The following is a 23,810-nucleotide window of genomic DNA, read 5'->3' on the forward strand; positions in this document are numbered from 1 at the left end:
CGAACCGCCGGCACCGGGTTCGAAACCACGTGCTCCCCAGCCTTCAACGGCGAAACCGATACGGTCTTGATCGCTGTCGCCGGGCCACCGAGCAGCAAAGGCTTCACCGCCTCGGCATGCGCGTCCATGGGAGATTTTCCGAACTGCCCCGCCATGCGCTCCAACCATCGGCGCGCACGTTGAGACTTGATGCCGCCCAGCACCTTGGTACTTATTCGCACCGCCATCCCCATCCCGGCAGTGGCGAGACACAGCAGCAAATTGATCAATACTTCGGCGCTGATTTCCCCGAGCAACTCGTTCATATAGGGCGGCGGCAACAGGCGCATCCAGCTGACCGCTGCCGAGAGATGGATGAACAACAGCGGCTCGTCGCTGAGCACCAACAAGCCCTTGGCGAGGGTGTTGGCGCCGAGGCTCAGCAGCTTTTCAAGTTCGTCCGGGGACAGGTAGTGCAGCAGTTGTTCGGCATAAGCCAACGGGTCGCCAAGCCACTGAAACAGCTGCTTGACAGTGTCCCAGAGCGAGTAGAGCGCTTCGCCGAAGCCGCGCGCGTAGGCTTGATTCAGGGAGAGATAGCGCTTGGGGAAGCTGGCTTCGGAGTAACCCTTCCATAACGGCTCGAAGGTGGTCTCCCATTCACTGCGCAACCAACCGTCCAGTGCGGCAATCACCGACTGATAAGAGGCATACAGCGCCTTGAAATGATCTTTGGAGACGTTGGGGTAGAAGCTGACCCGGTACTGCTGGTTGCGATCACATTCCTTGATTTCAAGAATGCCGCTGGGGCCGATGGTCTTGTGGATCGGCTCGCCCAGGGGCCCGCCCTCTGGATCGACGCGTTGCACCATCACGGGCGTATTGCCAATGGGCACGAACCGAGCGCTCTGGAACATATGCAACAGGGTCAACGTGCCGTTTGCCTGGCACGTTGCTGTGGTGCTGCTGGGAATGATGGCGCGGTTGATCGGCGCGACAAGCGCCACGTCATCCCCGACTTTGAAGACCTGTTCGACATCCAGGGCCGAAAAGCTAAAGAAGCTTTCCGCCCAGTTCTCGTAGGTATTGAGGCAGCGCCCGAAGTCGCTGAGAACGGATTCGACGTCTCGCGTCTTTGAATCCATGGCGGCCAGCACCAGGTAGCCAATGGCTTGGCGGGTCACCTCGATCATGAAACAGCCCCTTCAACCGGGGCTTTAACGAAAAAAACCATCTGCAATCCCTCGCACTGTGTATTCAGGCGAGGGACTTTGCAGCGGTTTTCAGGGCAGGGGAGTAGCGCTTATCCGGCGCTTACGTGGGGCGTTTCGACAACTTTTGTCTTCTCCCGCCCCAGCACCAGGCTGCACAGCGCCGGCAAGAACAACAGCGTCAACACCGTGCCCACCAGCACTCCGCCAATCAGCACGAACGCCAGGGACGACCAGAACACCGACAGCGTCAGCGGAATAAACGCCAGCGCCGCCGCCAGCGCGGTCAGTATTACCGGCCTGGCCCGCCGCACGGTGGCCTCGACGATGGCCTCGCGAATTGCCATGCCGTGTTCCTGGTTCTGGCGAATCTGGTCGGTAAAGATCAACGTGTTGCGCATCAGGATCCCGCCGATCCCGATCAAGCCCAGGATCGCGTTGAACCCGAACGGCTGGTTGAACAGCAGCAAGGTCGGCACCGCGCCAATCAAGCCCAGCGGCGCGGTGGCGAAGACCATGAACATCACGCCGAAGGAACGCACCTGGAACATGATCACCGTGAGGGTCAGCAGGATCATGATCGGGAACAGCGCCGCCAGCGCCACGTTGGCCTTGGCGCTTTCTTCCACCGGGCCGCCGATGTCGATCCGGTAACCGGCCGGTAGTCTGGCGATCAGCGGTTGCAGGTCTTTGTACACGGCCATTTCCACATCGGGCGGTTGCACGCCGTCGATGATGTCGGCGCGCACTTCCACGGTGCTCGCGCGGTTGCGGCGCTTGAGGATCGGTTCTTCCATCACCGCCTGGAACTGCCCGACCTGGGCCAGGGGCACCGACGTGCCGGCGCTGTTGGTCAGGGTCATATTGTTGAGGTTGCCGAGGTTCTCGCGCTGGTTGCCTTGGGCGCGGGCGACCACGGACACGGTGCGGTTGCCCTCACGCACTTCGGTGATGGGGTTGCCGCTGAGCAAGGCGTTGAGCTGGGATTTGACCTCGTTGGGGGTAAAACCCAGCAGGCGCAGGCGGTCTTGATCCAGCACCAGGCGATAACCGCTGGTGCGTTCGCCCCAATCGAGAAAGGCGTCCTTGGTCAGCGTGTTGGCGGCGACGACCTTGCGCACGTCCTCGGACACGCCGCGCAGCACATCCACATTCGGGCCGGATACGCGGAACACCACCGGGAAGGGCACCGGTGGGCCGAACAGCAGTTGTGTCACCCGCACCCGCGCCGCTGGAAACTCACCGGCCGCAATTCGCTCACGCATGCGCAGCTTCAAGGCGTCGCGGACGTGAGAGTCCGGCGTCTGCACGATCAGTTTGGCAAACGCCGGGTCCGGCATTTCGGGGTTCAGCGACAGGAAGAAGCGTGGCGCGCCACCGCCCACATAGGTGTCGACCATGCTGGTCTGCGGCTCTTGCAGCAGCGCTTTTTCCAACTGCGCCGCAACCGCCTCGGTGCTCTTGAAGGCACTGCCGGGCGGCATATACACCTCAAGAATCAGCTCGGACCGGTCGGAGTTGGGGAAGAACTGTTTCTTCACCACGGCCATGCCCAGCACGCACAGTACAAAGGCGCCGATGACCAACCCGGTCACGAGCCAACGCCTGCGTACGCAGGCTTCGACTAAATCACGCAGCTTCTGGTAGTAGCGCCCGGCATAAATCGCGTCGTGGCCACCGGGCACCGGCTTGATCTGCGGCAGCAACTTCACGCCCAGGTACGGCGTGAACACCACCGCCACCAGCCAGGACGAGATCAGTGCAAAGCCGACGATCCAGAAGATATTGCCGGCGTATTCCCCCGCACCTGAACGTGCAAATCCCACCGGCAGAAAGCCGATGATCGTCACCAGCGTACCGGTGAGCATCGGTGCCGCCGTGGAGCTCCAGGCGAAGGTGGCCGCATGAATCCGGTCAAAACCTTCCTCCAGTTTCACCACCATCATTTCAATGGCGATGATTGCGTCATCCACCAGCAAACCCAGGGAAATAATCAGTGCGCCCAGGGTAATGCGGTCGAACTCACGCCCGGTGAGCAACATGATCACGAACACCACCGACAAGGTCAGCGGCACCGCAGCCGCCACCACCAGGCCGACGCGAAAGCCCAGGGCCAGCAGGCTGATGAGCATCACCACCGCGAGGGCGACGAAGAATTTGAGCATGAATTCATTCACCGCCAGGCTGATGTTTTTCGCCTGGTCGGAGACTTTGGCGAAGTTCACGCCCAACGGCAGGTCCGCCTGGATCCGGGCTTCCTGAGCCTTGAGGCTTTTGTCCAGCTCCAGACCGTTCCAGTGCTTTTCCATGATCACGCCGAGCATCAGCGCCGGGTCGCCCTGGTGGCGGATGCGGTAGCTGGGCGGGTCTTCATACCCGCGGCTGACGCTGGCGACATCGGCAATGCGCAGCACGCGACCGTTGACTTCCAGGGGCACGTTTTCGATCAGCGCCAGACTGTCGAAGGCACCGTCGATACGGATATAGGCGCGGGCCCCGGCGGTTTCCACGAAGCCAGACGGCGCCACGGCGTTTTGTGCGGCGAGGGCGCTGAAGATCTGGTCCGGCTTGATGCCCAGGGTCGCCAGGCGCTCATAGGAGAACTCGACGAAGATTCGCTGCGCCTGCTCGCCGAGGATATTGACCTTCTTCACCCCCGGCAGGTTGAGCAGGCCCTGGCGCAACTCTTCGGCCATCTGCACCTGTTGCCGATGGGGCAAGTGCTCGGCCTCCAGGGCGTACAGGGCGAAGTACACATCGGAATATTCATCGTTGAAGAACGGCCCGATCACACCGTTGGGCAGCCTCGCGGCTTCATCGCTGAGTTTTTTGCGCGTCTGGTAGAACAGCTCCTGGATTTCGCTGGGGCGCGTGGACTCCTTGTAGGTCATGCGCATCGACACAAAACCCGGCTGGGCGATGGTCTCGACGCGGTCGTAGTAGTCCAGCTCCTGCAGGCGCTTCTCCAGGCGGTCGGCAACCTGCTCCTGCATCTCCTGGGCAGTAGCGCCGGGCCAGGCGGCGGTAATGGTCATGACCTTGACGGTAAACGACGGGTCTTCGGCGCGTCCCAGTTTGCCGAACGAGAAGATCCCGGCGGCGAGGATCGCAATGATCAAAAACAGCGTGACTGCGCGGTGCTTGACCGCCAGTTCCGAGAGGTTGATGCCGCGCATGCTCATTGGTCCTGTTTGCGGTTGAGGGCCAGCACCTGGGCGGGCAACAGGCGCACCGCATCGCCGCTGTGCAACAGGTGCGCGCCGAGGGCGACGACGATCTGGCCGGGGTTCACGCCGCTGTCGAGCAGGGCGTCTTCCTGGCCGAGGCTGGCGACCTTGACGGCGGCGAAGCTGACCTTGTTATCCGCGCCGATCAGCCACACGCCGGTGCCTTGCCCGGAATCGTGCAACGCACCGATGGGCACGCGAGTTTGTTGCGCCTGGCCGTTGCCTTGCAGGCGCACGGTGATGGTCGAGCCGAGAGCGAAGCGCTCGACGTTACCGTGCAGCACATAACGGGCGCGGTAGGTGCGGGTGATGGGGTCGGCGCTGGCGGACAGTTCGCGCAAGGTGGCCGTTACCGCCTGGTCCGGGGCGCCGAAGGGGAAGGCCAGGGCTTTTTGCGCGGCCTGGTCACGCTGGTTTTCCGGCAGGTTAACGATGGCTTCGCGGGCGCCGTCATGGGCCAGGCGCGCGACGATTTGCCCTTCGGCGACCACTTGGCCGCGGTCCACCCGCACGTCGGTGATGGTGCCGTCGCCGTCGGCCTTGAGTACCGAGTAAGTGCGGCGGTTCTCGATCTGGCTGGCATCGGATTGCGCCGCAGCCAGCTCGGCCTCGGCGACGCGCAGGTTAGTCGCCGACTGGTCGAAGATCTGCCGCGACACCGCGCCGGTACTGGCCAGGCGCTGGTAGCGGTTTTCATCGTCGCGGCGTTGGCGCAGTTGCGCCTGGGCGGCGTTGACGCGGTTTTTCGCCGAGCGCAGGGCCAGCTCGAAGTCGCCGATGTCCAGCACCAGCAGGGTGTCGCCACGGGAGACGTGCTGACCGGGGTCGACCTTGCGTTCGATGACCTTGCCGCTGACCCGGAAGCCCAGGTCGCTTTCCGTACGCGCCGCCACCACGCCGGTGTAGGCGCTTTGCTGAGTGCCGGCGGCTTCGACCTTGGCGGCGAGTACCGGACGTGGTTGCGGCACTTCAGCGGCGGTGTCGGCCTGGCTGTTGCAGCCACTGAGGAGGATCAACAGGGCCAGGGGCGTGAGAAGACGCGAGGGGAGAGGGATCATGTCGGGCTCCGGGGATTACCAGTGGGCAAAAAATTATGGACATAATTTTTTACGCATATTATGGTCGAAATATAAATAAATCCAGCCCCGGATAATCCCCATGTCGAACGCCCCGGCCCCATCGCGAAGCTTATTGTTTTTACTGGTGGCCCTGACGGCACTGGGTGAAGTCTCGACCCAATTGATCATCCCGGGCTTGGGTGTGATCGAGCAGGCACTGCTGGCGCCGTCGGGGTCGGCGCTGATGGCACTGTCGGCGTTTGTCGCCGCCTTTGGCCTGGGGCAACTGCTGTTCGGGCCGCTGTCGGACCGTATCGGCCGCCGCCCGGTGCTGATCGGCGGGCTGTTGCTGTATGTGCTGGCGACCTTGTCGATGCTGCTGGTCAATGACATCCAGCAATTTATTGCCGCTCGCGTCGTGCAAGGCCTCGGCGCCTGCGCTGCGTTGGTACTGGCGCGCACCGTGGTGCGTGACGTGTGGAAGGCCGACGCGGGGCCGGCGCTGGCGCTGACCATGATCGGCATGCTTTACGCCATCGTCGTCGCACCGATGGTCGGCGGTCTGCTGATCAAGCTGCTGGGCTGGCGGGCGCCGATCCTGCTGGCCTTGGCGATTGGCAGTGTGGTGTTGCTGCTGGCGCTGCTGTTCTTCCGCGAGAGCAATCACTTTCTCGACCCCAAGGCCGGACACTGGCGCACCCTCGGCGGGCAATACCTGGATCTGCTCAAGGGCCGCCAGTACCGCGCGTTCGCCGTGGCGCTGGCGTGCACCTATGGCGCCATGTTCGCAGTGATCGCCGGTTCCTCGGCGGTGTATATCAATCTGCTGGGCTTGAGCAGCCTGGAGTACGGCATCAATTTCGGCGTGATCGTGTCGATGCTGATCATCGGTTCCACCTACACCCGGCGCAACATCCAGCGCCTGGGGCCGCAACGGATTGTGGCGATGGGCGTGACGCTGGTGGCCATGGGCGGGATTGCCGCGCTGGTGATTTATGCGCTGTTTGGCCTGTCGGTGCTGGGCCTGGATATTCCCATTGCGCTGGCGACCCTCGGCGGCGGCCTGGTATTGCCCGGGTCTGTGACCGGCGGGGTCATGCCCAACGCTCACCGCGCCGGTTTGGCGGCGGGCTTGATGGGTTTTGCGCAGATGTTCGGCGCGACCTGCAGTGGCCTGTTGCTGAGCCATCTGCGCGACGGCAGTGCCACGCCGATGATCGTGATCCAGGCGTGTTTTGCCGTGACGGCTTTCGTGGCCTTCCATTTGTTACGTGAGCGCCGTAGCGCAGAGGTCGCGGCCGCCTGAGTTGTCACACTTTGTCCAAGTTTATCGGGGCTGGATGATTACGATTCTCTTTTGAGTCTAATCCGAAGGTCTTCGCCCATGCTGCCTGCTTTTCGTTTCTCGCCCCTGGCCCTGTTGGTTGCCGCCAGTCTTCATGCCCACGCGGATGAGCCTGTTGCACTGGAACTCAATGATGTCGTGGTGACTGCATCCGGTTTTGCGCAAAGCGCGGAAGACGCGCCGGCCTCGGTCACCGTGATCGATGGCGAGGAACTGCGCCGCAAGTCCTACCGCGACCTCGGCGACGCAGTACGGGACGTAGAAGGTGTGACGGTCAACGGCGGTGCGAATGAAACCGACATCTCTATCCGTGGCATGCCGGCCGACTACACCCTGATCATGGTCGACGGCAAGCGCCAGAGTGCGCGGGAATCGCGGGTCAATGGCAACAGTGGCTACGAACAGAGCTTTGTACCACCCGCTGCGGCCATCGAGCGTATCGAAGTGGTGCGCGGGCCGATGTCCTCGCTGTATGGCTCGGATGCCATCGGCGGGGTGATCAACGTGATCACGCGCAAGGTCTCTCCGACCTGGGGCGGCTCCATCGGGTATGACTACTCGGCGCGCCAGCACAGCGACCAGGGCAATGCACGCCAGACCCAGTTCTACCTCAGCGGCCCCCTCAAGGAAGATTTCCTCGGTTTGCAGGTGTGGGGCCGCTACCTGGATCGCCAGGCCGACGACGACATCGAGCAGACCAATGGCTTCAGCAAAGCCGACCACCGCGACCTCACCGCACGCCTGGCCTTCACCCCGACCCTCGACCACGACATCCTGTTGGAAGCCGGCGCCACGCGCTTGAAGAATGGCGACGGCATGAGCGCCAACTGGGCCACCCGCGAGCAGGAAAACAACCGCGATCACTGGTCGCTGTCGCACCAGGGCCGCTGGGGCTGGGCCACCTCGGACATCGCGCTGTCCCAGGAAACCTCCAGCCGCGAAGGCAAGGCGACACCAGCGCAGACTGACATCTACGGGCGCAAACCCGAGATCAAGAACACCGTGTTCGACGCCAAGCTGGTGGTGCCCACCGCCCATAACGTCAGCACCGTGGGCGTGCAATGGAATAAAAGCGAACTGACCGACTGGAACCAGGGCCTCGGTGACCGCGTCGACTATAAATTCTCGGTGGTGCAAAAAGCCCTGTTCGCGGAAAACGAGTGGTCGATGACCGACAGCTTCGCGCTGACCACCGGCCTGCGCCTGGATGAGCACGAAGAGTACGGCGCCCACCTCAGCCCGCGGGTCTACGGCGTGTGGCGCGCCACCGAGCAGTGGACGCTCAAGGGCGGTATCGCCCGAGGTTTCAAGGCGCCGGAGCTGCGTGCCGTGGTTGAGGACTATGCTTACCTGCGCCGCAACCGCTTCGTGATGTTCGGCAACCCGGACCTCAAGCCCGAGACCAGCACCAACTATGAAGTCTCGGCGTTGTGGAGCAACCGCGACAACCTGTCCGGCGGCGTGACGCTGTTCTACAACGACTTCCAGGACAAGCTCTCCACCGTCACCACCGACCGGCGCTGGAACGGCTACACCATCATGGACCGGGTCAACGTCGACAAGGCGATCATCCAGGGCGTTGAGCTCAATGGCCAATGGGACATCAACCCCAGCGTGCTGCTCAAGGCCAACTACACCTACACCGACTCCGAACAGAAAAGCGGAGCCAACAAAGGCGCGCCCCTGGCCCTCACACCTGAGCAAAAAGCCAATGTGCGCACCGAATGGACCATCAACGATCGCACCCAGGCCTGGGCCTCGCTGAGCTACTACGGCGAGGAAACCGGCAACACCCTTACCACCGACGAACCGGCGCCGGGCTACACCACCGCCGACCTGGGCGGCTCCTATGACGTGAGCGATTCGTTGACCCTCAACGTCTCCCTCAACAACCTCACCGACAAGCGCCTGGACGATGAAACCTACGGCACGGTGAACTACGGCCGCACCCTGTGGATGGGCGCCACGCTCAACTTCTAGAGCGCGGTGGGCAATCGCACCACCGCGCACAGGCCGGCCGGTGGGCGATTTTCCAAGACCAGTTCACCGCCATGGGCCTGGATGCACGACCGTGCGATCGCCAGGCCCAGCCCCACGCCGCCGTCACTGACACCCCGTTGTACGAAGGGCTCGAAGACTTTGCTCAACCAAGCTTCGGGTAGACCTTGGCCGTGGTCGAGAATCTCGATGCGCAGCCAGCCGTTGTCCTCGCGAACCAGGCTCAGGTCGGCATCGCCGGCGTGGCGCAGGGCGTTGTCGATCAGGTTGGTCAGTGCGCGCTTGAGCGCCAGCGGGCGGCAGGTCAGCAGTAACGGTGGTGCGCCGGCCCAGGTGACGGGCTGTCGCAGGCGTTGGTAACGCTTGGCCAGGTCATCCAGCAGGTCGCTCGACGAAAGCGTGGCAGTCGCTTCCTGCACCGCGTCGTCGCGCACGAAATTCAGGGTTTCTCGTACCATCGCACTCAATTCCCCGAGGCTTTCGAGCATGTCATCGCGGGCTGCGCCAGGCTCCAGCAACTCCACTTGCAGGCGCAGTTCGGTGATCGGCGTATTCAAGTCATGGCTGACCGCTGCGAGCATCCGCGTGCGGCCTTCGACATGCCGGGCGAGGTTGACCTGCATGGTGTTGAAGGCGGCAGTGAGGTCGCGGGCTTCCTGTGGGCCGGTTTCCGGCAGCGGCGCGATCCATTCACCGCGGCTGACGCGCTCGGTGGCCTGGGCCAGGGTCTTGATCGGGCGCACCACGCGAGCAATGAAAAACATCACGATCAGCAGCACCGGCAGGGTCGTCACCGGCAGGCTGTAGGCCAGGACGCGGCCCCATTCATAGGCGCCGGCGGGGTATTGCACGGCATTCAGGTAGGTACCGTTGGGCAGCGGCACGCTGCTGCGCAGGCGCAACGGCGCCCAGCCGGCGGGGCTGAACACATGGGTGCGGGCGTCGGCGCCGCTGATGCGTTCCAACTGCATACCGATGGCGGCGGCGTTATCCAGCTGTAATTGGCGGCGCAGCTCGTTGGCCAGGCGCTGTTCTTCCGGGCGGTGTGCAAACGGCGCCACCTCCGGCGTGGGGGCGATCCAGAAGCGTGTGTCGTCGGTGCTCATGCCGGCCAGCAGGTGCTCGGTTTCATTCGGGCTCAGGTCGATTGCCGTGTGATGTGCAATCCCCAGGCGTTCCAGGCTGAAACTGCGCGACAGCGGGTGGATCAGGCTGCCGGTGCGTTGCAGAAACAACATCGCTATTGCGTTCGACGCCAGCAATGCCAGCAACAACAACAGGCTCAACTGACGTGCCAGGCTGTGCGGCCACAGCCGGCTCAAGGTGTGCATTCGCTGACCTCGGCCGCCAATAGATAGCCGCCGCCCCAGATGGTGCGCAACAGTTCCGGGGTGGCATCGCCCTGGGCCAGCTTGCGGCGCAGGCGGCTGACTTGCCGGTCGATGGCGCGGTCGCTGACATCGCTGTCGGCGGCGGCGGTGAGGTCGATCAGGCGTTCGCGGGGCAGTAGGGTATTGGGATGGGCGAGGAACACCTGCAGCAACCGGCTTTCAGCGGTGCTGAGTTGGATGTCGGGGTGGGCATCGCGGCGTAAGGTGGCGCTGGTCACGCTGAAGTGCCAACCGGAGAACTGATAGGCCCGTGCGCCAGTGCTGGGCGCGGTGGGGCCGGTGGCGCGGCCCTGACGGCGGAGCACGCTGTTGATACGCGCCACCAGCTCCCGGGGTTCGAAGGGCTTGGTGACGTAATCGTCGGCGCCCAGGTCCAGGCCGCGTATGCGGTCGGCGGCAGTGTCGCGGGCGGTCAGCAGGATCACCGGGGTGTTGCTGCGCCGATGCAACTGGTTGCACAACTCAAAGCCATCGCCATCGGGCAGCAGCACGTCGAGCACCACCACATCGAACGCCTGGGTCTTGAGCAATTGCCACATGCCGGCCGCGTCTTCAGCGGTGCGCACCTCAAAGGTGTGACGTCGCAGGTACGTGGCCAGGGGTTCACGAATCTTGCGGTGGTCATCCACCACCAGTACGCGCGGTGCGGCAGGCGCAGGGGCAAACGGCATTGCAGCCCTCGAGGGTTGAGCGGGAGAGGGCGGATATTACTACGAGTCATTATCATTAACGCTGTTTTGTGAGGATGCTGCCTTAAATCGTTCTGCCAGTAGGACGATTAAGGTTGTTTTTACCGTCTAGCGCCGAATTGCTGCGAGTTTTAAGGTGTATGCACTTTGGAGGACCACCATGAAAAAACTCATCGGCATCTACACCAGCCCACGCGCCCACTGGGTCGGCGACGGCTTCCCCGTGCGTACGCTGTTTTCCTACGACTCGATGGGCAAGCACATCAGCCCATTCCTGCTCCTGGACCACGCCGGCCCGGCCGATTTCACCCCGACAGACCAGCGTCGCGGGGTAGGCCAGCACCCCCATCGCGGCTTTGAAACCGTGACCATCGTCTACGACGGCGAAGTCGAACACCGCGATTCCACCGGCGCTGGCGGAACCATCGGCCCGGGTGACGTGCAATGGATGACTGCCGCCAAGGGCATCCTCCACGAGGAGTTCCACTCCGCAGCCTTCGCCCGCAGCGGCGGCGTGATGGAGATGGTGCAACTGTGGGTCAACCTGCCCGCCAAGGACAAAATGGCCGACGCGGGTTACCAGACCATCGTCGACGGCGATATTCCCGTGCTGCCCTTGGCCAATGACGCCGGCCACCTGCGCCTGATCGCCGGTGAATTCGCCGGCACCCAAGGACCGGCGCGCACCTTCACGCCGATCGACGTGTGGGACCTGCGCCTCAACGCCGGCAAGCCCGTCACCCTGGACCTGCACGTCGGGCGCAACACCGCCCTGGTGATCCTGCGCGGCACGGTGCTGGTCAACGGCGAAGAAGTCGCACGCCAAGGCCAACTGGCGTTATTCGAGCGCGACGGCCGCCAACTCAGCCTGGAGGCCAACGACGATGCCAAGGTCCTGCTGCTCAGCGGCGAACCGATTGACGAGCCTATCGTCGGGCATGGACCGTTTGTGATGAATACCGAGCAGGAGATTCATCAGGCGTTTGTGGATTTCCAATCGGGTAAGTTTGGGCGGATGGACGCCTGACGGTTCACCCTAAAAACCTGTGGGGGCGGATTTTATGTGACGAACGGGCTTGTTGTGGCGAGCGGGCTTGCCCCGCGTTGGGCTGCGCAGCAGCCCCAATAAACGCGACGCGGTTTTCCAGACATTCCGAAGCGGATGGTTTCAGGGCCGCTTCGCGCCCCAACGCGGGGCAAGCCCGCTCGCCACAACAAGCCCGTTCACCACCATTGCGCAGCAAGACATTTTGTTTGCGCAATCTCTATTTCATGCGATCTTCCCGTCATTCGCCCTGGAGTCGCCTGGATGCCCTCATTTATCGCTGATCACCCGATGCTGTGCGCCGTGGCGCTGATCTTTATCGACATCGCCGTGTGGCGCCTGATCTCTGCCGACCTGGCCAATTGGAAGCTGGCTGCGCGGTTGGCGATTTTTGCCGTGTTCAGTGCCGTGCTGTTCAACGACGGCATGAACCCCATGCAACTTGCGCCCTATACCGACAACACCGCCTTGCACCTGGCCGCCACGGCCCTGCAGATCGGCTGGTGGCTGTTTGCGGCGCGCACGCTGACGGTGTTGCTGGGCACGGTGATGATGCAGCGGGTGGGTCACACCGGGCGGTTGTTGCAGGACCTGATGGGCGCGGTGATTTTCCTCATCGCGATCATCGCCGCCATGGCCTATGTGCTCGACCTGCCGGTCAAGGGCGTGCTGGCCACCTCCGGCGCGGTGGCGATCATCGTTGGCCTGGCGTTGCAAAGTACCCTGAGCGATGTGTTTTCCGGGATCGTGCTCAACACCACCAAGCCTTATCAGATCGACGACTGGATCTCCATCGACGGCACCGAAGGGCGGGTCACCGACATCGACTGGCGTGCCACACGCCTGCAAACCTCCCAGGGCAGCCTGGCGGTGATCCCCAACTCCCTCGCGGCCAAGGCCAAGATCATCAACTTTTCGCGCCCGGCGGACATGTTCGGCCTGACGGTCAGCCTGCAAGTCAGCCCCCATGCGCGTCCGCAAACCGTGATCGAAGCACTGGAACGTGCGATGCAGGGCTGCCGGCCACTGTTGGCCAAACCCGCGCCGAGCGTGGCATTCAAGACTTCCGCCAGTGGCGGCGTGGAGTATGAAATCAGCGGGTTCGTGCCGGCTATGGCCCTCAAGCGCGAGGTGCGCAACCAGCTCTATGACCTGGCGTTCCGGCACCTGCAAGCAGCGGGCGTGGGCGTGCTGTCCGCCACCGAAAGCAGCGCGCCACCGGCCATGTCTGCCGCGCGGGCGTTGCTGGAGCGTTCGTCGATTTTCTCCACCTTGCGCCAGGAAGAGAAAGACACCTTCAGCCAGAACATGACCCTGCACACCTACCGCGCCGGCGAGATGATCCTGCCGGCGGGGGAGGTCAGCGATCATTTGTTTATCGTCGAGTCCGGCGTGGTCTCGGTGATGTTGACCAAGGGCGGCCATGTATTCGAAGCCGGGCGCATGGGGCCGGGAGAAGTGATTGGCGAGGCCGGGATCTTGTCCGATCAGGCCGTGCTGGCGGACTTTTCCGCCAAGACCTTCTGCACGTTGTACCGCATCGAGAACGAATACCTGAAACCGTGCCTGGATGCGCGCCACGACATTAGCGAGGCGATGAAGGCACTGTTGGAATTCCGCCTGCATGCCGCCCAGGTCCTGACCCAGGAGGCGCCGGTGGTGCCGGTGAAGAAGGGCTTTTTGCAGTGGCTGCGCAAGCGCGGCCTGTGAGAGGCAAGGGCCTGAAAGTGCTGTACTCGATGTCGAATGATCGCCAATGCGGGTTTTCTTGACTGTCTCTGACCACGTGAGGGCTCGACCTTGATTCGACTCACCGACTACATCGCCAACCTTGCTCAATCCCCTCTTGCCCCGTGGGCCGGCTTGGCGCCCTGGGCCCTGGTCGCCCAGGCGCCGGCCGTTGTTCGCCAGATGCTCGCCGACCTGCCGGCCGACGACTACAGCGTGAACGACGAAGTCGCCATCCACCGTACCGCTATCGTCGAACCCGGTGCCTTGCTCAAGCCGCCCCTGATCATCGGCGCCCATTGCTTTATCGCCAGCGGCTCACTGCTGCGCGGTGGGTGCTGGGTGGATGAGCACTGCATCATCGGCCCCGGCGCCGAACTGAAAACCACCTTCATGTTCAGCGGCAGCAAGCTGGCCCACTTCAACTTTGTCGGTGATTCAGTGCTGGGCCATGGGGTCAACCTTGAGGCGGGGAGTATCGTCGCCAACTACCGCAACGAGCGGGACGACAAGGACGTGCTGGTGCGGGTTGACGGGGTATTGCAGCGCACCGGCTGCGACAAGTTTGGCGCGTTGCTGGGGGATCAATGCCGGGTTGGCGCCAATGCGGTATTGGCGCCGGGGGCGGTTCTGGTACCTGCCAGCGTCGTGGGACGCGGACAGGTGTTTGATGCAGAGAACGGCTAGAAGTCGGCGATAAATTGCACGCCGCCGACCACTGCGCCCGTGGTTTGCGTAAGCCCGCCGGGGTATTTCACGTATTGCAGGTTAGGCCGCACCATCAGCCATTTCGTCGCCTGCACGCCATAGTTGATCTCGTAGCTGTACTCGCGGCGCTGCTCGGGCACGTATAGCGGGTCATCGATGTCGGTCACGCCATTGGCGCCGTTGAGCATCTGCGTATTGCGGGTATAGCGGTCGCTGACCTGCAACTTCGATGCGCCGAGGCCGAAGGTGTCGTCCGGGCGTGAATCGAAGGGGCCACGGTAGATCAGGCCGACCTGGATCAGGTGCTTGATCACGCTTTTGTCCGGGTCATTCACCGTCAGGTTCGCGAACACGTTGAGCCCGCGCCTGGCGTTGCCGTCGACCGTGGTTAATTGCTGCTGGCCTGACAGCCACCAGCCGCTGTTGCTGGAATACATCCGATAGGGCTTTCGTGAGCTGGCGGCGTAGTTGCCGTCGGCGTCCTTGAGCATGTCCTTGGTGTCGGCGTTGGCGTAGTAGTAACCGGCGTGGTACTCGGAATTCAGCCCGGCGAGCTGGCCTTTCCAGATGGCCTCGATGGGGAAGCTGGTGCCCTGGGAACCGCTGATAAACGGCTTGAAACCATTGCTGGCTTCGGCGTTGCCGGGGTTCTTGTCGTAGGCGCCGACCTGCATGGCGAACTCATCGGTGAACTGGTACTTGGCCCGCACCGCCCACTGGCTGATCGGAAAGCTGTTCCACACGCCGTTCCAGTTGCCCTCCTGGGAACCGCACAGGGTGACGTTCTGGAACTCGCAGGGGAACTGGTCGAAGTCTTCGCCATGGCCGAAGCGCCCCAGTTTCAGGGCGAACTTGCGCTCGAAGAACTTCTGCTCGTACCAGAACTGCGAGAGCCGCCAGGCATTACCGCCGCCGAAGACTTCCATGGTGGAGGTCAGGCCGGTGGCGTTGGGCTGGTGCACGCGGTCGTTGGTGATGTCCTTGCCATGGCGCTCACCGATGCCGATGCGAAAGGTCGCATCCTGCCAACCGAGGAGTTTTTGCAGGTCCATGTTGACGCCCAGGATCAACTGGTCGCTCCAGCGCGCGGTGGTGTGCGAGTTGTAGCCGCCGCCGAGGTTGGCACCGACTTCGCCGACATACTTGAGGGTGAAGTCGTAGCCTTGTTCGGCCAGTTGGGGGCGCAGGCCGTTCCAATCGCCGAGCATGGCCGGGGAGTTGGGGTCGAGCAGGCCCGCACTGAAGGCACAGGTGGACATGGCGCTGCAGAGCAGGGCCAGGGGGAGGGTGGTGCGCATGGAAGTACTCCTGGAATTGTTGTTTTTATTAGGTACAACACAAACTTCAGGCACACAGAGATCCCTTGTGGGAGAGGGCTTGCCCCCGATGGCGGTGTATCAGTCACTAATGTACCGACTGACACTCCGCTATCGGGGTAAGCCCCCTCCCACAGTGGAAGTGTGGTGTTTGTTAGGGCGCGGGGTTACTGCAGGTTTACGTAGAGGCCGCCATCGACGAGCAACGACGCACCGGTCACATAGCGCGCCATGTCCGAGGCGAGGAACACGATCGGCCCGGCCACATCGTCCGGCTCGCCCAGGCGGCCCAGGGGCGTGCGCGAGGTCATGTAAGCAAGTTTTTCTTCGTCGGCCAGGTCTTCCTTGTTGATGTCGGTGGCGATGGTGCCCGGCAGCACCGAGTTGCAGCGGATCCCATACGGGCCCAAGGCAATCGCGCAGGATTGCATCAACGAATGCAGGCCGGCCTTGGTCGGCGTGTAGTGGGTTTGCATGCCGCCGCCCACCAGCGCACTGATGGAACTGACGGCGATGATCGCGCCGCCACGGCCCTGGTTTTTCATCTGGTTGGCCGCCGCCTGCACGGCGAAGTAGGCGCCGTTGAGGTTGGTGTTGACGGTTTTCAGGTAGACCTCGCGGGGCATGTCGAGGAACGAGTGGAACGGGCAGATGCCGGCATTGTTGACGAACACGTCGACGCTGCCGAAGGCCTGTACTGCGCCGGCCACCAGCGTGTCGCCGGTGTCCGGGTCGGCCGCATCGCCGCCCACTTCGATGGCTTGGCCGCCAAAGGCCTTGATCTCTTCGATCAATGAATGCGCAGCCTCGGTGCCTTGGCCGCTGCCGCTGTGGCCGATCACCACGCGGGCACCCTGGCGGGCACACTCACGGGCTGCGGCGCGTCCGATGCCACGGGAGGCGCCGGTGATGATCACGGTTTTGTCTGCAAGCAACATAAAAATACTCCTAGAAAATCAAGCGGCGTCAGCCGAGGTAATTGCCGTAGCCGACCATGGCGATAGCGCCGAGGATCACCGCGATGCCCGCCACCAGCACGCCCTTGTTGGCCGCGCTGGTGCCGTGCCATTCGCGGAAATACAGGCCCCAGCAGTTGGACACGATGATGATGAATGACATGTGCAGCACCCAGGAACTGGCGTCGTTCTGCAGGCGGCTTTCGCCCATGCCGTAGAAAAAGAACTGCAGGAACCACAGCGTGCCGGCAATGGCCACCAACAGGTAGTTGCCCAGCAGCGGGGTGCTGCGGTCGGTGTAGTTATGGAAGGTGCGGTTGCGCCAGTTCAGCCACAGGCACCAGATGCCGTTGGTGGTCAGGCCGCCCCACATGATCACCATGAAGGTCACGTTGTTCTGGAACAGGCTGTTAGCGCCATGTTCCACCGCTGCCGCCGCCAGTGGGCGACCGGCGGAAATGCCGTAGCTGAAACAGGCACTCAGCACGCCGGAAATCACCGCCACCAGCATGCCCTTGCCCAGGGCGAATTCGCTGACGCTGGCGAACTTCACCGCTGCGGACACTTCCCGTTCCTTGATCAGCCCGGCCTTGCCGCACACCGCGATGCCGATCAGCGATACCGCCACGCCCCAGAGCACCCAATGCCCGCCTTGTGAGGCCAGCATCGAGGTCAGGGTACCTTCGGTGTCCTGGGTGAACAGGTCGCGGTACAGCGCCGGCATCAAGGCGCCGAGGGCCGAGGTGAGGCCCATGATCAGCGACATGCCTAAGGACAGGCCCAGGTAACGCATAGTCAGGCCGAAGGTCAGGCCGCCGATGCCCCACAGCACACCGAACAGGTAGGTCCAGAGCAGGGTGCCGGTGTCGGCATTGCGCAGGATTTCCACCCAGCCTGGCACCGTCAGTTGGGCGGCGATCAGCGGCACGATCAGCCAGGACACCAGGCCGCCGGTGATCCAGTAGCTTTCCCAGGCCCAGCCGCGCACCTTCTTGTAGGGGATGTAGAAACTGCCGGAAGCGAAGCCGCCGATAAAGTGCAGAATCACACCGAGGAGAATGATTTCCACGTGGTCGAATCCTTTTTATTGTTGTTGTGGGTCGGTTAATTCAAGGGCGGCTCAGCTGGAACATCGGCAGCAGGTCGACACTGACCGGCGAGCCGTCTCCATGGCTGGGCATGATGTCCTGCATATGGCGCCACCAGCGTTGCATCAGTGCGGTGCCGGGCAGTTCATCCAGGCCGTGGGTGTCTTCGTGGGTGAGCACGGCGAACAGCGCATTGGCCGCCTTATCGAGGAAAATCCGGTAATCCACTACGCCCGCGTCGAGCAGGGCCTGGGCCAGTTCCGGCCAGATCTCGTCGTGACGCCGGCGATATTCATCAGCCTGGCCCGGGTTGAGGTGCATGCGAAAAGCGCGGGTCTGCATTACAGCGCTCCATGGGGTGGCGTGGGCGTGTAGATACGCACGGCGTTATGCAGGAAAAACTTGGCCTGCACGGTTTCAGGTTTGTCGGCCATGCAGCGTTTGACGAGCCCCAGGGTGGTGGCGAAATCCGCCAGGTGATCGCTGTTGGGCCAGTCGCTGCCGAAGAAGCAGCGCTCTTCGCCAAAGGCCTCCCACAGCACGGCCAGGCGGTCGTGGTAAAACGCAGTGTCGGTGATCAAGCCCTGCGCCCCAAGCTGGGGAATTTCCGCCAGCTTGGCGAACACATTCGGGCGCTCGGCCAGGCGCAGCAGGTCGGCGTGGTACGCCGCCTCCTCACCCAGGAGTACCTGGGCGTTGGGCAGGTGGTCGACGATGATGCGCAACTGTGGCAATGCCTCGCTCAGCTGCAGCAGGCCTTTGAGCAAGCGCGGGTTCGGGTTGGCGCTGTCCAGGCTGCGGCCGGTGGCGGCGAGTTGGCGCAGGCCGTCGATAAACCCCGGGCGGGTCTGGTCGTGCAGCAGGTCGCGGTCCCACAGGTTGCCGTAGCGCAGGCCGAGGAACAGCGGCTCATACGCCAGGGCCTCGAGGTCGGTGGCGAAGTCGGCGTGCAGCGGGTCCAGGTTGCCGACAAAACCGAGCATGCGCGGCTCGCGGCGCAGGGTGTGCAGCAGCCAGCGGTTGTCGTCGCGCCATGGGCTGGCTTCCACGGCAATTGCGCCGATCACATTGTGTGGGCCGGCCAGGGCCCAGTAGTCGGCAGGTAAATGGGCGGCGTACAGCCGATTGCCCGGCTCGGGCCACGGGATGCCCTGGGGGCGACGTGGGTCGAACAGGTGCAGGTGGCTGTCGATGATGGGGCCGCTATAAGGCGTCAGGGGCATCGCGCAATCCTTGTGGGATTTTGTCAGGAAAGGCCCGCACGCTAACGCGCACCGACCCGTTTCACCACCTCAGCTCTGCAGGTACACCACATGGGTATGGGTGTACTCGTAGAGGCCGTGCTTGCCGTCGGCGCCGCCGATCCCGGATTTGCGCACGCCGGCATGGAAGCCTTGCATGGCTTCGAAGTTTTCGCGGTTGACGTAGGTTTCGCCGAAGTCGATCTCGCGCACCGCGTGCATGGCTTTGCCGAGGTCGCGGGTGTAGATCGACGAGGTCAGGCCGTAGTCGCAGTCATTGGCCAGGGCGATGGCTTCGTCGAGGTCGTCGACAATCTGGATCGGCAGCACCGGGCCGAAGATCTCTTCGCGCATGATCTCCATATCGGCCCGGCACCCGGCCAATACCGTCGGCTGGAAGTGAAAGCCGGCACCCAGGTCGGCGATCTGCCCGCCACTGACCAACGTGGCGCCCTGGCTCAGGGCGGTGCGCACTTTGCGGTTGACGCTGTCCAGGCCCTGGCGATTGATCAACGGACCCATTTCCGCATCGGCCATGGCCAGCGGATCGCCGTAGCGGGTCGCGGACATGGCCGCGCTGATACGCTCGATGAATGGCTCGGCAACCTTGCGCTCCACGTACACGCGCTCGGCACAGTTGCACACCTGGCCGGTGTTGATGATGCGCGAATCGCGGATGGCTTTGACCGCCAGGTCCAGGTCGGCATCTGCCAGCACGATGGCCGGCGCCTTGCCGCCCAGCTCCAGGTTGAGCTTGGTGATATTCGGCGCGGCGGCGGCCATGATGCGTGAACCGGTGGCGACGCTGCCGGTGAAGCTGATCATGTCCACGCCCTTGTGGGCAGTCAGTGCAGCGCCGACCTGACCATCGCCGCACACCACATTGAACACGCCGGCGGGCAAGTCGGTCTGGGCCACCAGTTTGGCGAATTCAAAGCAGTTGTTCGGGGTTTCTTCGCTGGGCTTGATCACGATGGTGTTGCCGGTGAGCAGCGCCGGGGCCAGCTTGCGGGCGATCAGGAAGAACGGGAAGTTCCACGGCAGGATCCCGGCCACCACGCCCAACGGTTTGCGGAACAGGAAGATGTTTTCGTTGGGGCGGTCGCTGGTGATGATCTCGCCTTCGATGCGGCGCGCCCATTCGGCCATGTAGTCGAGGTAGTCGGCGGTGAAGTTCACTTCGACCTCGGCCAGGCCGCTGACCTTGCCTTGCTCCAGGGTAATGGTGCGGGCCAGGTGGGCGACGTTTTCCCGCAGCTTGGCGGCGATGCGGCGCAGATGCCCGGCGCGTTCGATCGCGGGTTTGCGCGCCCAGTCTTTTTGCGCACTGCGGGCCGCGGCGAGGGCCTGGTCGACGTCGTCGGCGGTGGACGCCGGGACCTTGGACAACAAGACCCCGGTCGCCGGGTTGAACACATCGATGTGCGCCTGGCTTGGGGTAAAGCGGCCGTTGATAAAGTTCTGGTACACGGGAACGGATGACATGGGCAGCTCCTCAGTAAGTGCGCGATGGCGCGTTCGTTTCAGCCGCAGGGCGGTAGCGGGCCAGGGTGGCCAGGGCGCTCTGGCGCAGCAGGCTGATGTCGATGGCCACCGCGATAAAGCGGCAACCCCAGGCCTGGTAGCGGCGTGCGTCGTCTTCGTTGGGCGCCAGGATGCCGCTGGCCTTGCCGGCGGCGAGGGTGGCCTCCACCGCGTGCTTGATGCGCTCCTGCACTTCAGGGTGGCCGGGGTTGCCGGCGTGGCCGAGGCCGATGGACAGGTCGGCGGGGCCGATAAACACTGCATCCACGCCTTCCACGGCAGCAATCGCCGCGACGTTTTCCACGCCCAGGCGCGACTCCACTTGCACGATCAGGCACAGCTCTTCATGGGCGGTATTGAGGTAGTTGGCCACGCCATCCCAACGGGTGGCGCGAGTCAGGCCGCCACCGACGCCGCGAATGCCATGGGGCGGATAGCGCATGGCACGCACCAGGGCCTGGGCCTGTTCGGCGGTTTCCACCATGGGGATCATCAGGGTCTGGGCGCCGACGTCGAGCAGTTGCTTGATCAGGCTGGCGTCACTGTTGACCGCACGCACCACCGGTGCGGTGGCGTACGGGGCCACGGTCTGCAATTGGTTGAGCACGCTGGGCACGGTATTGGGCGCGTGTTCGCCGTCGATCAGCATCCAGTCGTAGCCGAGGCCGGCGACGATCTCGGCGGCGTAGCCGGTGGCAAAACCGGCCCAGATGCCATATTGGGTGGCGTCCTTGGCCAGGGCGGCCTTGAAACCATTACGGGGCATATTCATGGCGTTTTCCTCAGCGATTGTACGGACGGTGCAACTGGCAATCCGGGTTCAGGTCTACGCCGAAACCGGGCTTGTCGAGCACCGACAAGCGCATGCGGCCATTCACCGGGACCGGCTCGCCGAGCAGTTGCGGGTGGAACATCGGCACCACTTCATCGGCCTTGGGCGCCATCATCAGAAATTCGGCGAACGGGCTGTTATGGCGGGTGGCAACAAAGTGGTAGCTGTACACCGACGAGCCGTGGGGCACGACCATTGCGTTGTGGGCATCGGCCAGGGCGGAGATTTTCACCAGCTCGGTGAGGCCGCCGCACCAACCGACATCCGGCTGGATAATGTCGCAGCAGCCCATCTCCAGGAGCATGCGGAAGCCCCAGCGCGTGGCTTCATGTTCGCCGGTGGTCACCAACATGCCTTTTGGCACGTTGTTGCGCAGGGCGGCGTAGCCCCAGTAGTCGTCGGGAGACAGCGCTTCCTCGATCCACTTGAGCCCGTGTTCATGGGCGCCTATCGCCAGTTTGGTGGCGTAGTTCACATCCAGGCTCATCCAGCAATCGAGCATCAACCAGAACTCCGGGCCGACCCGTTCGCGCATGGTCGCCAGGGCTTCGAGGTTTTTGCGCAGGCCTTCTTCGCCTTCGCTGGGCCCGTGGTGCAGGGGCATCTTGCCGCCGATAAAACCCATCTTCTGCGCCAGGTCCGGGCGCGCGCCGGTGGCGTAGAACTGCAACTCGTCACGCACCGCGCCGCCGAGCAACTGGTGCACCGGCTCCTGGCGGATCTTGCCGAGCAGGTCCCACAGCGCGAGGTCCACCCCGGAAATGGTGTTGATCACCAAACCCTTGCGACCGTAGTAGAGGGTTGACTGGTACATCTGGTCCCAGATCTTCTCGAGGTCCGTGACACGTGCGCCTTCGATAAAGCGTGCCAGGTGTTTTTCGACGATATACGCCGCCGGTTCGCCGCCGGTGGTCACCGCGAAACCGACGGTGCCGTCGCTGGCTTCGATTTCCACCACCAGGGTGCCGAGCACGTTGATGCCGAAGCTGCGGCGGCTCTGGCGATACTCCGGGTATTTGCTCATGGGCGTGCAGATATGGTCGTCAATCCAATGGCCGTCGCCCTGGTCGTGGTAATCGGCGCCGCCGCCTCGCAGGACAAAGGCGCGCACGTGTTTGATGGTGAGATGACCCATGGTATGACTCCTGGAATTAAACAGTGGCCGGCGTGTTCGACGCGGTGCGGCCGGGTGAATGGATGCCCAGTACCAGCAATGCAGCGAGCACCGTGGTGGCGGACAGCAGGTACAAACCGGCCGCCGGGGAATCGAAGGCGCCTTCGGCCCAGTGCTTGATCACTGGGGCGATAAAGCCGCCGAGGGCACCGAAGGAATTGATCAACGCAATGCCGGCTGCGGCGGCGCTGCCGGCCAGGTAGCTGGAGGGGAAGGTCCAGAACACCGGCTGCACCGCGATAAAACCCGAGGCGGCAAAGCACAGCGCGAGCATGCCCAGCAGTGGGTTGGCGAAGGTCACCGAGCAGGCGATGCCGGCGGCCGCCATCAATAACGTCAGGCAGGCGGTGCGGCGGCGTTCGCCGGTGCGGTCGGAATAGCCGGGGATCCACCAGGCAGCGAACAGTGCGCAGACCCAGGGAATCGCCGAAACCAGCCCGACCATCAAGCCGACCTTGGTGCCGAGCAGGCCGCCCACCTGGGTGGGCAGGTAAAACACCACGCCATACACACTGGCCTGGATCAGCAGGTACACCAGGCACAGGTACAGCACCGAGGGTTGGCACAACACGGTCAGCAGGCTGCGGCCATGGGAGGTTTTGTGTTGGTCTTCCAGGTCGAGCAGGCTCTGGATTTGCTGGCGCTCGTCCACGCTCAGCCACTTGGCGTCGGCGGGGCGATTGTCCAGGTACCAGTAGGCCCAGATGCCTACCGCGCTGGCCATCAAGCCTTCCACGGCGAACAGCCACTGCCAGCCGTGAATCCCACCGAAGCCATCCATCTCCAAGAGCAAACCGGACAATGGGCTGCCGAAGATAAAGGCCAGGGGCGCGCCAAAGTAAAAGAAGCCCATGGCCTTGCCGCGCACGGCCTGGGGGAACCAGTAGGTGAGGTAGAGGATCACGCCGGGGAAGAACCCGGCTTCGGCCACGCCCAGCAGGAAGCGCAGCACGTAGAAGCTGGTTTCGTCATGGGCGAACACCATCGCCGCCGAAATCAGGCCCCAACTGACCATGATCCGGCACATCCACAGGCGGGCGCCGACACGGTGCAGGATCAGGTTGCTCGGCACTTCCAGCAGCGCGTAGCCGACGAAGAACACACCAGCGCCAAAGGCAAAGGCGGCATCGCTCAAACCGGTGTCGGCCTGGAAGGCTTGCTTGGCGAACCCGACGTTGGCGCGGTCGAGAAACGCCATGATGTACATCAACAGCAGGAAGGGCAGCAGCCGCCAGGAAATCTTGGCGAGCAGGTGCGCGGGCAGGGTTTTCATGAGGAGGTCCGTTGTTTTGTTCTTATG

The 23,810-nt window shown here is 63.3% G+C and carries 18 protein-coding genes and 1 pseudogene; 5 read left to right on the top strand and 14 right to left on the bottom strand.

Annotated elements, in window-relative coordinates; all coding sequences use genetic code 11:
• The 3 genes and pseudogenes from HCF10_RS07795 to HCF10_RS07805 all read right to left on the bottom strand — a co-directional run.
• Positions 1–1,172 (bottom strand): annotated as a pseudogene (locus HCF10_RS07795) (type IV secretion protein Rhs); the annotation flags it as partial.
• Between the two features lie 110 nt (positions 1,173–1,282).
• On the bottom strand, positions 1,283–4,366 hold the full coding sequence (locus HCF10_RS07800; protein ID WP_167655196.1) for an efflux RND transporter permease subunit: 3,084 nt from the start codon (positions 4,364–4,366) through the stop codon (positions 1,283–1,285).
• A gap of 2 nt (positions 4,367–4,368) precedes the next feature.
• The gene (locus HCF10_RS07805; protein WP_167655197.1) at positions 4,369–5,475 is read right to left on the bottom strand and encodes an efflux RND transporter periplasmic adaptor subunit; all 1,107 of its coding nucleotides are present in this window, start codon (positions 5,473–5,475) and stop codon (positions 4,369–4,371) included.
• 100 nt (positions 5,476–5,575) lie between these two features.
• Here HCF10_RS07805 and HCF10_RS07810 point away from each other — a divergent pair, with 100 nt between their 5' ends.
• On the top strand, positions 5,576–6,781 hold the full coding sequence (locus tag HCF10_RS07810; RefSeq protein ID WP_131696523.1) for a multidrug effflux MFS transporter: 1,206 nt from the start codon (positions 5,576–5,578) through the stop codon (positions 6,779–6,781).
• Between the two features lie 78 nt (positions 6,782–6,859).
• The gene (locus HCF10_RS07815) at positions 6,860–8,800 is read left to right on the top strand and encodes a TonB-dependent receptor domain-containing protein (RefSeq protein WP_167655198.1); all 1,941 of its coding nucleotides are present in this window, start codon (positions 6,860–6,862) and stop codon (positions 8,798–8,800) included.
• On the opposite strand, the gene HCF10_RS07820 is transcribed toward HCF10_RS07815, so the two are convergent.
• Positions 8,797–10,116 carry an ATP-binding protein gene (locus HCF10_RS07820; RefSeq protein ID WP_167655384.1) on the bottom strand — a complete coding sequence of 440 codons (1,320 nt, stop codon included), beginning with the start codon at positions 10,114–10,116 and terminating at the stop codon, positions 8,797–8,799. The genes HCF10_RS07815 and HCF10_RS07820 overlap by 4 nt on opposite strands.
• A gap of 20 nt (positions 10,117–10,136) precedes the next feature.
• Positions 10,137–10,880 (bottom strand): response regulator, encoded by a 744-nt coding sequence (locus HCF10_RS07825; protein ID WP_131696520.1) that lies wholly within the window; start codon positions 10,878–10,880, stop codon positions 10,137–10,139.
• Positions 10,881–11,058: 178 nt separating this feature from the next.
• Between HCF10_RS07825 and HCF10_RS07830 the strand changes: the two genes are divergently transcribed.
• From HCF10_RS07830 to HCF10_RS07840, 3 genes are all read left to right on the top strand, one after another.
• Complete coding sequence (locus HCF10_RS07830; protein WP_145338813.1) at positions 11,059–11,925, top strand: pirin family protein; 867 nt, start codon at positions 11,059–11,061, stop codon at positions 11,923–11,925.
• A 282-nt stretch (positions 11,926–12,207) separates the two neighbouring features.
• Positions 12,208–13,653 carry a mechanosensitive ion channel domain-containing protein gene (locus tag HCF10_RS07835; RefSeq protein ID WP_167655199.1) on the top strand — a complete coding sequence of 482 codons (1,446 nt, stop codon included), beginning with the start codon at positions 12,208–12,210 and terminating at the stop codon, positions 13,651–13,653.
• Positions 13,654–13,743: 90 nt separating this feature from the next.
• On the top strand, positions 13,744–14,358 hold the full coding sequence (locus HCF10_RS07840) for an LpxA family transferase (RefSeq protein WP_145338815.1): 615 nt from the start codon (positions 13,744–13,746) through the stop codon (positions 14,356–14,358).
• On the opposite strand, the gene HCF10_RS07845 is transcribed toward HCF10_RS07840, so the two are convergent.
• The 9 genes from HCF10_RS07845 to HCF10_RS07885 form a co-directional block, all read right to left on the bottom strand.
• Positions 14,355–15,677, bottom strand: coding sequence for a carbohydrate porin (locus tag HCF10_RS07845; protein WP_092489224.1), 1,323 nt, complete (start codon positions 15,675–15,677; stop codon positions 14,355–14,357). The two genes, HCF10_RS07840 and HCF10_RS07845, sit on opposite strands and share 4 nt — an antisense overlap.
• Positions 15,678–15,862: 185 nt before the next feature.
• Complete coding sequence (locus HCF10_RS07850) at positions 15,863–16,633, bottom strand: SDR family NAD(P)-dependent oxidoreductase (RefSeq protein WP_131696516.1); 771 nt, start codon at positions 16,631–16,633, stop codon at positions 15,863–15,865.
• 28 nt (positions 16,634–16,661) lie between these two features.
• Positions 16,662–17,720, bottom strand: coding sequence for an L-rhamnose/proton symporter RhaT (gene rhaT, locus HCF10_RS07855; RefSeq protein ID WP_090404933.1), 1,059 nt, complete (start codon positions 17,718–17,720; stop codon positions 16,662–16,664).
• 40 nt (positions 17,721–17,760) lie between these two features.
• Entirely contained in the window at positions 17,761–18,081 is a 321-nt protein-coding gene (gene rhaM, locus HCF10_RS07860; RefSeq protein ID WP_205885575.1) for an L-rhamnose mutarotase, read from the bottom strand.
• Positions 18,081–18,962, bottom strand: coding sequence for an amidohydrolase family protein (locus HCF10_RS07865; RefSeq protein ID WP_167655200.1), 882 nt, complete (start codon positions 18,960–18,962; stop codon positions 18,081–18,083). The genes rhaM and HCF10_RS07865 overlap by 1 nt, the downstream gene beginning before the upstream one ends.
• A 69-nt stretch (positions 18,963–19,031) precedes the next feature.
• A complete protein-coding gene (gene aldA / locus HCF10_RS07870; protein ID WP_167655201.1) occupies positions 19,032–20,465 on the bottom strand; it encodes an aldehyde dehydrogenase in 1,434 nt (477 codons plus the stop codon).
• Positions 20,466–20,475: 10 nt separating this feature from the next.
• A complete protein-coding gene (locus tag HCF10_RS07875; RefSeq protein WP_092489220.1) occupies positions 20,476–21,276 on the bottom strand; it encodes an aldolase/citrate lyase family protein in 801 nt (266 codons plus the stop codon).
• Between the two features lie 10 nt (positions 21,277–21,286).
• A complete protein-coding gene (gene rhmD, locus HCF10_RS07880) occupies positions 21,287–22,471 on the bottom strand; it encodes an L-rhamnonate dehydratase (RefSeq protein WP_092489219.1) in 1,185 nt (394 codons plus the stop codon).
• A gap of 16 nt (positions 22,472–22,487) precedes the next feature.
• Positions 22,488–23,783: an MFS transporter gene (locus HCF10_RS07885; RefSeq protein ID WP_131696510.1), complete on the bottom strand. Its 1,296-nt coding sequence runs from the start codon at positions 23,781–23,783 to the stop codon at positions 22,488–22,490.
• Positions 23,784–23,810 lie beyond the last annotated feature (27 nt).

The organism is Pseudomonas sp. B14(2022), assembly GCF_012030485.1.
In the GTDB taxonomy this organism is placed as follows: Bacteria; Pseudomonadota; Gammaproteobacteria; order Pseudomonadales; family Pseudomonadaceae; genus Aquipseudomonas.